At 69.7% G+C, this 12,355-nt stretch carries 10 protein-coding genes; 9 read left to right on the forward strand and 1 reads right to left on the reverse strand.

All coding sequences use genetic code 11. The features are described from left to right. Nucleotides 1-2: 2 nt before the first annotated feature. From sepF to GTY58_RS31900, 3 genes are read left to right on the forward strand one after another with little or no spacing between them, the layout of a single operon-like run. Nucleotides 3-644 (forward strand): cell division protein SepF, encoded by a 642-nt coding sequence (gene sepF / locus GTY58_RS31890; RefSeq protein WP_010987528.1) that lies wholly within the window; start codon nt 3-5, stop codon nt 642-644. 51 nt (nt 645-695) lie between these two features. Next, nucleotides 696-980 (forward strand): YggT family protein, encoded by a 285-nt coding sequence (locus tag GTY58_RS31895; RefSeq protein ID WP_010987529.1) that lies wholly within the window; start codon nt 696-698, stop codon nt 978-980. 46 nt (nt 981-1,026) lie between these two features. Next, complete coding sequence (locus GTY58_RS31900; RefSeq protein WP_010987530.1) at nt 1,027-2,253, forward strand: DivIVA domain-containing protein; 1,227 nt, start codon at nt 1,027-1,029, stop codon at nt 2,251-2,253. Between the two features lie 238 nt (nt 2,254-2,491). Here the strand turns inward: GTY58_RS31900 and ileS are convergent, their stop codons facing one another. Then, nucleotides 2,492-5,635, reverse strand: coding sequence for an isoleucine--tRNA ligase (gene ileS / locus GTY58_RS31905; RefSeq protein WP_010987531.1), 3,144 nt, complete (start codon nt 5,633-5,635; stop codon nt 2,492-2,494). Between the two features lie 614 nt (nt 5,636-6,249). Between ileS and GTY58_RS31910 the strand changes: the two genes are divergently transcribed. From GTY58_RS31910 to GTY58_RS31935, 6 genes are all read left to right on the forward strand, one after another. Further along, on the forward strand, nt 6,250-7,458 hold the full coding sequence (locus GTY58_RS31910) for a TraR/DksA C4-type zinc finger protein (protein WP_107083248.1): 1,209 nt from the start codon (nt 6,250-6,252) through the stop codon (nt 7,456-7,458). Nucleotides 7,459-7,536: 78 nt separating this feature from the next. Next, a complete protein-coding gene (lspA, locus tag GTY58_RS31915; protein WP_010987533.1) occupies nt 7,537-8,139 on the forward strand; it encodes a signal peptidase II in 603 nt (200 codons plus the stop codon). Between the two features lie 84 nt (nt 8,140-8,223). Continuing rightward, complete coding sequence (locus GTY58_RS31920) at nt 8,224-9,168, forward strand: RluA family pseudouridine synthase (protein WP_010987534.1); 945 nt, start codon at nt 8,224-8,226, stop codon at nt 9,166-9,168. After that, nucleotides 9,165-9,632, forward strand: a complete 468-nt coding sequence (locus GTY58_RS31925) for a GNAT family N-acetyltransferase (RefSeq protein ID WP_037646773.1) — start codon at nt 9,165-9,167, stop codon at nt 9,630-9,632. The genes GTY58_RS31920 and GTY58_RS31925 overlap by 4 nt, the downstream gene beginning before the upstream one ends. 67 nt (nt 9,633-9,699) lie before the next feature. After that, nucleotides 9,700-11,286, forward strand: a complete 1,587-nt coding sequence (locus tag GTY58_RS31930; RefSeq protein ID WP_037646922.1) for a Na+/H+ antiporter — start codon at nt 9,700-9,702, stop codon at nt 11,284-11,286. Nucleotides 11,287-11,500: 214 nt separating this feature from the next. Further along, nucleotides 11,501-12,241 (forward strand): SDR family oxidoreductase, encoded by a 741-nt coding sequence (locus tag GTY58_RS31935; protein ID WP_010987537.1) that lies wholly within the window; start codon nt 11,501-11,503, stop codon nt 12,239-12,241. Nucleotides 12,242-12,355: the final 114 nt, after the last annotated feature.

The following is a 12,355-nucleotide window of genomic DNA, read 5'->3' on the forward strand; positions in this document are numbered from 1 at the left end:
GCATGGCCGGCGCGATGCGCAAGATGGCGGTCTACCTCGGCCTCGTGGAGGACGATGGGTATGACGGCAGGGGATTCGATCCCGACGACGACTTCGAGCCAGAGCTCGACCCGGAGCCCGAGCGGGACCGCAGGCGGCATGAACCGCCACACCAGTCACACCAGGCACTTCACCCTCAACGGGACGAATCGGTACGAGTGGTACAGCCGCCGATGCAGCGGGATCCTGTGCCGCATTCCGCTTCGCTCCCCGCGGAATCCGTACGGCCTGCACGAATCGCCCCCGTGGCATCCATCACACAAGAACGTCAAAGCCTGGAGAAGAACGCACCGGTGATCATGCCCAAGGTCGTGTCGGAACGGGAGCCTTACCGGATCACCACGCTCCATCCGCGGACCTACAACGAGGCCCGTACCATCGGGGAACACTTCCGCGAAGGCACCCCGGTGATCATGAATCTGACCGAGATGGATGACACTGATGCGAAGCGACTTGTCGACTTTGCGGCCGGTTTGGTGTTTGGTCTTCACGGCAGCATCGAGCGGGTGACGCAGAAGGTGTTCCTGTTGTCGCCTGCTAACGTCGATGTCACGGCGGAGGACAAGGCCCGCATCGCAGAGGGCGGGTTCTTCAACCAGAGCTGAGACGCACCACCGGAATGAAGCACGGGAACAGGGGAGAGGGAAACACGGATCATGAGCGTGGTCTTCGATGTCATCTACATCGCGCTGATGTGTTTCCTCATCGTGCTGATCTTCCGGTTGGTCATGGACTACGTCTTCCAGTTCGCCCGCTCATGGCAACCCGGCAAGGCGATGGTGGTCGTTCTGGAGGCCACCTACACTGTCACTGATCCACCGCTCAAGCTTCTGCGGCGGTTCATTCCGCCGCTGCGTCTCGGGGGCGTGGCGCTAGACCTGTCCTTCTTCGTACTGATGATCATCGTCTACATCCTGATCTCCGTCGTGAGCCGGCTGTGAACGATACGGTCTTGCCGAATGCCGACGACTACGTTGAGGTGAAGAGATGCCGTTGACCCCCGAGGACGTGCGGAACAAGCAGTTCACGACCGTCCGCCTCCGAGAAGGCTATGACGAGGACGAGGTCGATGCCTTCCTCGACGAGGTCGAAGCCGAACTGACCCGCCTGCTCCGCGAGAACGAGGACCTGCGCGCCAAGCTGGCCGCGGCCACGCGTGCCGCTGCGCAGAACCAGCAGCAGGGCATGCGCAAGCCACCCGAGCAGCAACAGGACCAGCAGCAGGGCATGCGAGGTCCCGGTTCTCCGGTGCCCGCCGGGATATCGGGCCCGCCGCAGCAGCAGCAGATGGGTGGCCCCATGGGCGGCCCGCCGCAGCTGCCGAGCGGCGCCCCGCAGCTGCCTGCCGGTCCCGGTGGCGGCCAGGGTGGCCCGCAGGGCCCCGGCCCGATGGGTCAGGGTCAGATGGGTCAGGGCCCGATGGGCCAGGGTCAGATGGGCCAGGGACCGATGGGCCAGGGCCAGATGGGCCAGGGCCAGATGGGTCAGGGTCCGATGGGCCAGGGCCCCGGCCAGATGCAGGGCCAGATGCAGCAGATGGGCGGTCCCATGGGCGGTCCCATGGGTGGCCCCATGGGCGGTCATGGCCCGCAGATGTCGCAGCCCGGTCAGGGCCCCGGCGGCGACAGCGCCGCGCGTGTGCTCTCGCTGGCCCAGCAGACCGCCGACCAGGCGATCGCCGAGGCTCGTTCCGAGGCCAACAAGATCGTCGGCGAGGCCCGTAGCCGCGCCGAGGGTCTGGAGCGCGACGCCCGTGCCAAGGCGGACGCTCTCGAGCGGGACGCGCAGGAGAAGCACCGCGTAGCGATGGGCTCCCTGGAGTCCGCTCGCGCCACGCTGGAGCGCAAGGTCGAGGACCTGCGCGGCTTCGAGCGCGAGTACCGCACGCGGCTGAAGTCCTACCTGGAGTCGCAGCTGCGTCAGCTGGAAACCCAGGCCGACGACTCGCTGGCTCCGCCGCGGACTCCGGCGACCGCGTCCCTGCCGTCGTCCTCGCCGTCCATGGCTCCGGCGGGCGCGAGCGCCCCGTCGTACGGCGGCAACCAGACGATGGGTGGCCCTCCGGCTCCGGCCGCGCCTTCCTATGGCGGCCAGCAGCAGATGTCCCCGGCCATGACCCAGCCGATGGCCCCGGTCCGGCCGCAGGGCCCGTCGCCCATGCAGCAGGCGCCTTCGCCGATGCGCGGTTTCCTCATCGACGAGGACGACAACTGACGGCCTCCCGTACGCCTTAGGCGTCGTCGGCGTTCAGGGCGGGGCCCCGGATTCTTCCGGGGCCCCGCCCTTTTGCGTGCTTCTGCGTCCGGGGCCTGCGCGGCGCTTGTGCAGTGTGTGTTCGGGCATGGGGACAGCTGTCCGTGCGTACGCAACGCCGAAGGCCCGGGCCCGCCAAGATCTTTGGCGGGCCCGGGCCTTCGTGTGTGCCGCTGTGCCTTGCTGTGGTGCGTTGCCGTTACGCCTTGCGCAGGCGGAACGTCAGCGACAGGGACTCGTCGGTGAACGGCTCCCCGTATGTGTCGTCCGCCTCACCCTGGGCGAAGTCCGTGGCGAGGACCTCGTCGGCGATGAGCTCGGAGTGCTCGGACAGCGCCGCGATCACCTCCGGGTCCGTCGAGGTCCAGCGGAGCGCGATCCGGTCCGCCACGTCGAGGCCGCTGTTCTTGCGGGCCTCCTGGATCAGACGGATCGCGTCACGGGCGAGGCCCGCCTGCCGCAGTTCCTCCGTGATCTCCAGGTCGAGGGCGACCGTCGCACCGGAGTCGGACGCGACCGACCAGCCCTCGCGCGGAGTCTCGGTGATGATCACCTCGTCCGGGGCGAGCGTCACCGTCTCGCCGTCGACCTCGACCGACGCCGTGCCCTCGCGCAGGGCCAGCGACAGCGCGGCCGCGTCGGCGCCCGCGACAGCCTTCGCGACGGCCTGGACGCCCTTGCCGAACCGCTTGCCGAGCGCGCGGAAGTTCGCCTTGGCGGTGGTGTCGACCAGCGAGCCGCCGACCTCGCTCAGTGCGGCCAGGGATGTGACGTTCAGCTCTTCCGTGATCTGCGCGTGCAGCTCACGGTCGAGCGTTTCGAAGCCGGCCACCGCGACCAGCGCACGCGACAGCGGCTGCCGGGTCTTGACGCCCGACTCCGCGCGCGTGGCACGGCCGAGCTCGACGAGCCGCCGGACGAGCACCATCTGCTTCGACAGCTCCGGGTCGATGGCGGACAGGTCCGCCTCCGGCCACGACGCCAGGTGTACGGACTCGGGGGCGCCCGGCGTCACCGGGAACACCAGGTCCTGCCAGACCCGCTCGGTGATGAACGGGGTCAGCGGGGCCATCAGGCGCGTGACCGTCTCGACGACCTCGTGCAGGGTGCGCAGCGCCGCCTTGTCGCCCTGCCAGAAGCGGCGACGGGAGCGGCGTACGTACCAGTTGGACAGGTCGTCGACGAACGCGGACAGGAGCTTGCCGGCGCGCTGGGTGTCGTACGACTCCAGGGCCTGCGTCACCTGGTCGGTGAGCGCGTGGAGTTCGGACAGGAGCCAGCGGTCGAGGACCGGGCGGTCCGCCGGGGCCGGGTCGGCCTCGCTGGGCGCCCAGCCCGACGTGCGCGCGTACAGGGCCTGGAAGGCGACCGTGTTCCAGTACGTGAGGAGCGTCTTGCGGACGACCTCCTGGATGGTGCCGTGGCCCACGCGGCGCGCCGCCCACGGGGAGCCGCCCGCCGCCATGAACCAGCGCACCGCGTCCGCTCCGTGCTGGTCCATCAGCGGGATCGGCTGAAGGATGTTGCCCAGGTGCTTGGACATCTTGCGGCCGTCCTCGGCGAGGATGTGGCCGAGGCACACCACGTTCTCGTACGAGGACTTGTCGAAGACGAGCGTGCCGACCGCCATCAGCGTGTAGAACCAGCCTCGCGTCTGGTCGATGGCCTCGCTGATGAACTGCGCGGGGTAGCGGCTCTCGAAGAGCTCCTTGTTCTTGTACGGGTAGCCCCACTGCGCGAACGGCATCGAACCCGAGTCGTACCAGGCGTCGATGACCTCCGGGACGCGGGTCGCCGTCCGCCCGCAGCCGTCCTGGGGGCAGGCGAAGGTGACCGCGTCGATGAACGGGCGGTGCGGGTCCAGGTTCGACTGGTCGGTGCCTGTCAGCTCGGAGAGCTCCGCGCGGGAGCCGACGCAGGTGAGGTGGCCCTCCTCGCAGGTCCACAGCGGGAGCGGGGTGCCCCAGAAGCGGCTGCGGGACAGCGCCCAGTCGACGTTGTTGTTCAGCCAGTCACCGAAGCGGCCGTGCTTGACGGACTCCGGGAACCAGTTGGTCTTCTCGTTCTCCTGGAGGAGGCGGTCCTTGACGGCCGTGGTGCGGATGTACCAGGACGGCTGCGCGTAGTAGAGGAGCGCGGTGTGGCAGCGCCAGCAGTGCGGGTAGCTGTGCTCGTACGGGATGTGCTTGAAGAGCAGACCGCGGTTCTGGAGGTCCTCGGTGAGCTTTTCGTCCGCCTTCTTGAAGAAGACACCGCCCACGAGGGGAACGTCCTCCTCGAAGGTCCCGTTCGTGCGGACGGGGTTCACCACCGGCAGGCCGTACTCACGGCAGACCTTGAGGTCGTCCTCACCGAAGGCGGGGGACTGGTGGACCAGACCCGTACCGTCCTCGGTGGTGACGTACTCGGCGTTCACCACGTAGTGGGCGGGTGCCGGGAACTCGACCAGTTCGAACGGACGTTGATACGTCCAGCGCTCCATCTCGGCGCCGGTGAAGGTCTCGCCGGTGGTCTCCCAGCCCTCACCGAGGGCCTTCTCGACGAGCGGCTCGGCGACGACGAGCTTCTCCTCGCCGTTCGTCGCGACCACGTAGGTGACGTCGGGGTGCGCGGCGACGGCGGTGTTGGAGACCAGCGTCCACGGGGTCGTCGTCCACACCAGGAGCGCGGCCCGGCCGGCCAGCGGACCGGAGGTGAGTGGGAAACGGACGTAGACGGAGGGGTCGACGATCGTCTCGTAGCCCTGTGCCAGCTCGTGGTCCGACAGGCCGGTCTCGTCCTGCGGGCACCACGGGGCGACGCGGTAGTCCTGGACCAGCAGCCCCTTGTTGAAGATCTCCTTGAGCGACCACCACACGGACTCGATGTACTCGGGGTCCATCGTGCGGTACGGGTCGTTCAGGTCGGTCCAGTAGCCCATGCGGGACGTGAGCTCTTCGAAGGCGTCGGTGTGGCGGGTCACGGACTCGCGGCACTTGGCGTTGAACTCGGCGATGCCGTACGCCTCGATGTCCTGCTTGCCGCTGAAGCCGAGCTCCTTCTCCACCGCCAGCTCCACCGGGAGGCCGTGGCAGTCCCAGCCGGCCTTGCGGGCCACGTGGTAGCCGCGCATGGTGCGGAAGCGGGGGAAGACGTCCTTGAAGACGCGGGCCTCGATGTGGTGGGCGCCCGGCATGCCGTTGGCCGTGGGCGGGCCCTCATAGAACACCCATTCGGGGCGGCCCTCGGACTGCTCGAGGCTCTTGGCGAAGATCTTCTGCTCGCGCCAGAAGTCGAGCACGGCGTGCTCGAGGGCGGGCAGGTCGACCTGGGCGGGCACCTGGCGGTACTGCGGCGGTTTCATCGGCGAGCTTCCTCCGGCGGACTTTCTGCCTTCCGTCCGGAGGGACGAGAGCCGAGTCTTTCCGTACGCCGTGTGCGGCGCGCTCCCGCGGTACCACCCTCCTTGGCTCCCCGGCGCCCTGTGTGCACCGATGAGCCCCCTCATTGGGGTCGCGATGCCGGGTCTACTGGCTTCGGCTGCTGGGCCTCGGCGTTCTTCCGGCGGCTCCGGGGTGATCTTCGCGTCGCGCTCGCCCCCGGGCTTCCACCGTCCCCGGGTCGCTCCTGGCCGCGTCCGCCGCTACTCGTCCCCATCCACGCTTCTCGCTCCGCCCAGTGTACGGCGCCGCGCGGACAGCGGCCGACCGGTTTTCCGGGGCCCGCGCGGAAGGCGGCAGGGGGGCCGGTACGGGCCGCGGACTGACCCGAATGGCGAGGCGGCGGCGTCCGGATCCTGGGACGCCCGGCCCGGCGGATTACCCGGCGGAGAGCTGGGCACAACGCTGGAAGGCTTGCCGCGCGGCACCCGTGGGGCGGGCAAATCATGGGCGTGCCCCGTTGCCGCGGGCCAGAAGTCGATTTATCGTCCCAGCACGATTCGCGATCAAGATCACAATATGTGAAGGGGCCGCGGCCATGGTGGCGAAGAAGACCGCCGTACAGCAGTCGGCGTCGGGCAGATCCACGGGTTCAGCGGCCAAGGACGTCGATGGCGAGAAGAGTGCCCATGCAGTGGTTGCGAACGGCGCGCCCAAGCCGGTGAGGACGGTTCGTATGGACGCCGGAGGATCGGGAACGGAGGGCACGGCGGAGGCCGCGGGTGCTTCCTCGGCTGCGGGTGCTGCGGGTGCTGCGGGTGCTTCGGGGGCGAGGAAGACCGGGGGAACGAAGTCCGCCGCGAAGAAGACCACGGTCGCCGCGTCGGCCGGGGCCGCCACAAAAGCCGCGGCGAAGAAGATCACGGCGAAGAGAACCGCGGTGAAGAAGACCACGGTGAAGAAGAGCACGGCGAAGAAGTCCACGGTGAAGGAAACCGGCGTGCGGAAGACCGTCGCCCAGAAGGAGGCGGCGGCCTCGAAGGTGGCTCCTTCGAAGAGGCCGGACGAGGAGGAAGGCCCCGAGAGGCCGGCGGCGAAGAATGCGGCCGGGACGAAGGCGGCCGGGAAGAAGACAGCGGAGAAGGCCGCCGTCGCGAGGAAGACCGTTGCCAGGAAGAGTGCCGCAGCGAAGGGCGGTACCACGGAGGCCACCTCCCCGAAGAGCACCTCCACGAAGAGCACCTCCACGAAGAGTGCGGCCAAGAAGAGCACTGCCAAGAACGCGGGCGCGGCCGCGGCCGCGAAGCAGACGGGAGCCACGACAGTGGTTGCGAAGAAGACTCCTGGCACGGCCACGGCGGCGCAGAACCCCACCGCGGTCCCCAAGGCGCGGATCGCCGCGGTGGAGCCCGGCGAGCTGGCCGTGCGCCCCGGCGAGGACCCGTGGACCCCCGAGGAGGTCGCGGAGGCACGCGCCGAACTTCAGGGCGAGGCGATCCGGCTGAGCACCGAGATCTCCTCGTCGGAGGCGGCGCTCGTCGGTCTGATGCGGGACTCCGGGGACGGTGCGGGCGACGACCAGGCGGACACCGGCACCAAGAACATCACGCGCGAGCACGAGATGGCTCTCGCCGCCAACGCGCGCGAGATGCTCGAACAGACCGAGCGGGCGCTGGAGCGGCTCGATGCCGGTACGTACGGCCTCTGCGAGAACTGCGGCAACCCCATCGGCAAGGCGCGTATGCAGGCCTTCCCGCGGGCCACGCTGTGCGTCGAGTGCAAGCAGAAGCAGGAACGCCGTTACTGAATCCCTCCTGGGCACGTGGTCGGGTAGGGGCGTGTCGTACTCTCGTCCCCAGTCAGGCACCTAGGTTGAGGGACTCACGTGGCAGAGGCGGAGCGCATCATCGGTACGCCGGATATCCCAGAGGCGGCGGGAGCCGAACCGGAGCAGGCCGACGGTGAGAGTGGCGGTGCCGGTGCCGGCACCGAGCGGCCCAAGGGCAGGCGCCGGATCGCCGTCCTGTTCGCCGTCGCCGCGCTCGCGTACGCCTTCGACCTCGTCAGCAAGCTGATCGTGGTCGCGAAGCTGGAGCACCACGCGCCGATCGAGATCATCGGGGACTGGCTGAGGTTCGAGGCGATCCGCAACGCGGGTGCGGCCTTCGGCTTCGGCGAGGCCTTCACCGTCATCTTCACGGTGATCGCGGCGGCCGTGATCGTGGTGATCGCCCGCCTCGCGCGCAAGCTCTACAGCCTGCCCTGGGCGATCGCGCTCGGGCTGCTGCTCGGCGGTGCGCTGGGCAACCTCACCGACCGGATCTTCCGCTCGCCCGGTGTCTTCGAGGGCGCGGTCGTCGACTTCATCGCGCCCAAGCACTTCGCGGTGTTCAACCTGGCGGACTCGGCGATCGTCTGCGGCGGCATCCTGATCGTGCTGCTGTCCTTCCGCGGGCTCGACCCGGACGGGACGGTCCACAAGGACTGACGGTCGTGAGGCACTGACGGTCGTGAGGCACGGATGTTCGAGCTCTGGTCAAGTGGTGTCGGACCTGTCCGGCATACTCGACGGGTGAGCACGATTCCCGAGATCCGTACCCTGCCCGTGCCGGACGGCCTGGAGGGCGAGCGCGTCGACGCCGCCATTTCCCGCATGTTCGGCTTTTCCCGCACGAAGGCGGCCGAGCTGGCCGCGGCAGGCAAGGTGCTGGTCGACGGCACGGTGGTCGGCAAATCCGAGCGCGTGCACGGCGGCGCCTGGCTCGAGGTGGAGATGCCGCAGGCCCCCGCGCCCGTGCAGATCGTCGCCGAGCCGGTCGAGGGCATGGAGATCGTGCACGACGACGACGACGTGCTCGTGATCGTCAAGCCGGTCGGCGTGGCCGCGCACCCGTCGCCCGGCTGGTCGGGCACGACCGTCATCGGCGGCCTCGCCGCCGCCGGGTACCGGATCTCCACCTCGGGCGCCGCCGAGCGCCAGGGCATCGTGCACCGCCTCGACGTGGGCACGTCGGGCCTGATGGTGGTCGCCAAGTCGGAGTACGCGTACACGTCGCTGAAGCGCCAGTTCAAGGAGCGCACGGTCGACAAGCGCTACCACGCGCTGGTGCAGGGCCACCCCGACCCGACCAGCGGCACGATCGACGCGCCCATCGGGCGTCATCCGAACCACGACTACAAGTGGGCGGTCACGGCCGAGGGCAAGCCCTCCGTCACGCACTACGACCTGATCGAGGCGTTCCGCGCGGCCTCCCTGCTCGACATCAAGCTGGAGACCGGGCGCACCCACCAGATCCGCGTCCACATGTCGGCGCACCGCCACCCGTGCGTGGGCGACCTGACGTACGGCGCCGACCCGACGCTCGGCAAGCGACTCGGCCTCACCCGCCAGTGGCTGCACGCGGTGCGCCTCGGCTTCGAGCACCCCGGAGACGGCGAGTGGGTCGAGTTCGCCTGCGACTATCCCGCCGACCTCCAGCAGGCTCTGGACAAGGTGCGGGAGGAAAGCTACGCATGAGCGCGGCGTACGAGGTGCGGGTCGCGGAGGGTACTGCCGACCGTGAGGCGTGCTTCGCGGTCCGCAAGGAGGTCTTCGTCGTCGAGCAGCGCGTCCCGCAGGACATCGAGTACGACGCGTACGACGCCGGAGCCGTGCATGTGCTGGCGGTCCGGGACGACGGGGTGCCGCTCGGCACCGGGCGGCTGCTGCACGGGGAGGCGGCCGCCGCCAAGACCGACGGCGACCTCACCGTGGGCTCCCTCGGGCGGCTCGCCGTGACGCAGGACGCGCGCGGCCTGGGTGTCGGCGCGGCGCTGGTCCGCGCCATCGAGGACGCGGCACGCGCGCGTGGCCTCGCGGCGGTCGACCTGCACGCCCAGACCCACGCCCTCGGTTTCTACGAGCGGCTGGGGTACGTGGTGTACGGACCGGAGTTCCTCGAGGCGGGGATACCGCATCGGGCGATGCGGCGCACGCTGTAAGGAAACCGCCCGTGGCACGCTGGACGTCTGGCCTTTCTTGATCGCCTAGACCGCCGGAGTGCTGACCGTGGATCAGTTGGCCCTGTTGTTCGTGCTTCTCCTCGGGGCCGTGGTGAGTGTCCCGGTGGGAGACCGGTTCGGGCTGCCCGCGCCGGTGCTGATGACGCTGCTCGGGATCGGCCTCGCCGTGGCGGACTTCGTGCCGAACGTGGACATCCCGCCCGATCTGATCCTTCCCGCGCTGCTGCCGCCGCTGCTCTACGCCGCGGTGCGGCGGACGTCGTGGAGACAGTTCACCGCCAACAAGCGCCCGATCTTCCTGCTGGCTGTGGCGCTGGTGTTCGTCACCACGGCGGTCGTGGCGCTCGTCGCCGGCGCGATCGTGCCGGGGCTGCCGATCGCGGCCGCCGTGGCGCTCGGTGCGCTGGTCGCGCCGCCCGACCCGGTCGCGGCGACCGCCGTCGCGGGGCAGCTGGGGCTGCCGCGGCGACTGGTGTCGATCCTGGAGGGCGAGGGGCTCTTCAACGACGTCACGGCGATCGTTCTCTACCACGTCGCGATCGCCGCCGCCGTCAGCGGAACGTTCTCCCTGCCGAACGCCGTGCTCGACCTGGTGCTGTCCGCCGTGGTCGCGGTCGCCGTCGGGCTCGCGCTCGGCTGGGCCGCGAACAGGCTGATGGACCTGCTCGACGACGTCACGCTGCAGATCGGTCTGACGCTGCTGGTGCCGTACGCGTCGTACGTCCTGGCCGAGGAACTGCACGGGTCCGGGGTGCTCGCGGTGCTCACCACCGCGCTGTTCCTCGCGGAGTACGCCACCGACGCGGACGACGTGATGACACGGCTCGCCGGGCACACGTTCTGGAACGTGGTGGACACCCTCGTCACCGGTGTCGCGTTCGGGCTGATCGGGCTCGAACTGCACAACGCCCTCAGGACGGCGTCCGGGCGGTGGGGCGAGATGCTGGGCTGGGCGGCGGCGATCGTGGCCGTGGTGGTGCTCGTACGGCTGGCGTATCTGCTGCCGGCGACCTGGCTGACCAAACGGCTGCACGCGAAACGGGACTACGACGAGGAGATCCCGACCTCGTGGCGCGAGACCGTCGTGATGTGGTGGGCCGGGATGCGGGGGGTGGCGTCCGCGGCCCTGGCGCTGGCCATTCCGCTGAAGATGGACGACGGGTCGCCGTTTCCGGACCGGGACGAGATCGTCTTCATCGCGTTCGGAGTGATCATGGGGACACTGGTGTTGCAGGGGCTGACGCTGCCGTGGCTGGTGAAGAGGCTGGGGGTGCGGGCCGACACGGGGAGCGAGAAGGCGTTCGAGAAGGCGTTGGCCATTCGGGCGGCGAAGGCGGCGAAGCGGCGGCTGCGGGAGATCGAGGACGTGGAGGAGTTGCCGGAGGAGCTGTCCGAGCAGTTGTTGCGGCGGGCGTTCGACATCGGGGCGCGGATCAGTCCTGATCTGGGGGACGAGGAGCGGCGGGAGGCGCACGAGCAGCGGGTCCGGCGGATGAAGAGGGTGCGGCGGATTCAGGGGGAGATGATGAGTGCGGCGCGGCATGAGGTGCTGGCCGCGCGGAGCGAGCCGGGGGCGGATCCGGAGATTGTGGACCGGGTGTTGCGGCATCTGGATGTGCGGAGTTTGCGTTGAAGTGTGTTCTCCCACCCGCGCACCGCCCGCTTCCAGCCGGTTGACAGGTGCGGGTCTCCCGTGGGGGGTGCGGCGGCGACTGCGGGTCGTGGGGGGAGTGGGCGGTGGTGTTCGTTGTGGGATGTGGCTCGGGGGCGGGGCGTCGTTGTGGCGTGTGTGTGGCGGGGGTGTAACTCCGAGGGCGGTTTTCGGGGGTGCTTTGTACGATTCGGTGATGACTCGCAACGTGGTGATCAGCGGTGGTGGTACGGGGATCGGGCTCGCGGCGGCCCGGGCTTTTGCCGGGGACGGGGACCAGGTGCTGCTGCTCGGGCGGCGGGCGGACGTGTTGGAGAAGGCGGAGGTGCCGGGCGCGCTCACCTACGCGGCCGACCTGAGTGATCCGCACGGCGTGCGCGGGGTCGCGGAGTTCGTCGCGGCCGAGTTCGGCACCGTCGATGTGCTCGTCCACAGTGCCGGAGGGGCCGGGAATCTGGAGCCCAGGACGGAGACCGACGACCCGCTCGAAGCCGTCGCCCACAACTGGACCGTGAACTTCCGGCTCAACGTGCTGACCGCCGCGCTGCTCACGGAGGCGTTGCGGGAGCGGCTCGCCTCGCCGGGCGGGCGGCTGCTGTTCCTCAGCTCCATCGCCGCCTACCGGGGGTCCGGGAGCGGGGCGTACGCGGCGGCCAAGGCCGCGCTGCATCCGTACGCCTTCGATCTGGCGCGGGAGTTGGGGCCGCGGGGCGTCACCGTGAACGTGGTGGCGCCCGGGTATGTCGAGGACACCGGGTTCTTCGGCGGGGAGATCGAGCAGGCGCGGCGTGAGCGGCTCGTCGCCGAGACCTCGACCGGCCGCGCGGGTACGCCCGGCGACATCGCCGCGACACTGCACTGGCTGGCGTCACCGGGCGCCGCGCACATCACCGCACAGGTGATCCAGGTCAACGGAGGAGCGGAACGCGGGCATTGAGCGCACCGGACTGCCCGCGGCCCGTCCCTCCGTGGACCTCCGTCCCTCCGTTGTCCTTTGACTGCCGACTGCCGACTGCCGACTGCCGACTGCTGACTGCTGACCTCGGGCCGC

It is taken from the genome of Streptomyces sp. SID5469, from assembly GCF_009862865.1.
In the GTDB taxonomy this organism is placed as follows: domain Bacteria; phylum Actinomycetota; class Actinomycetes; order Streptomycetales; family Streptomycetaceae; genus Streptomyces; species Streptomyces avermitilis.

Bases quoted from the DNA above. Each gene is read 5' to 3' on its own strand.
- sepF (WP_010987528.1), top strand. From the start codon at position 3: ATGGCCGGCGCGATGCGCAAGATGGCGGTCTACCTCGGCCTCGTGGAG.
- GTY58_RS31895 (WP_010987529.1), top strand. From the start codon at position 696: ATGAGCGTGGTCTTCGATGTCATCTACATCGCGCTGATGTGTTTCCTC.
- GTY58_RS31900 (WP_010987530.1), top strand. From the start codon at position 1,027: ATGCCGTTGACCCCCGAGGACGTGCGGAACAAGCAGTTCACGACCGTC.
- ileS (WP_010987531.1), bottom strand. From the start codon at position 5,635: ATGAAACCGCCGCAGTACCGCCAGGTGCCCGCCCAGGTCGACCTGCCC.
- GTY58_RS31910 (WP_107083248.1), top strand. From the start codon at position 6,250: ATGGTGGCGAAGAAGACCGCCGTACAGCAGTCGGCGTCGGGCAGATCC.
- GTY58_RS31925 (WP_037646773.1), top strand. From the start codon at position 9,165: ATGAGCGCGGCGTACGAGGTGCGGGTCGCGGAGGGTACTGCCGACCGT.
- GTY58_RS31935 (WP_010987537.1), top strand. From the start codon at position 11,501: ATGACTCGCAACGTGGTGATCAGCGGTGGTGGTACGGGGATCGGGCTC.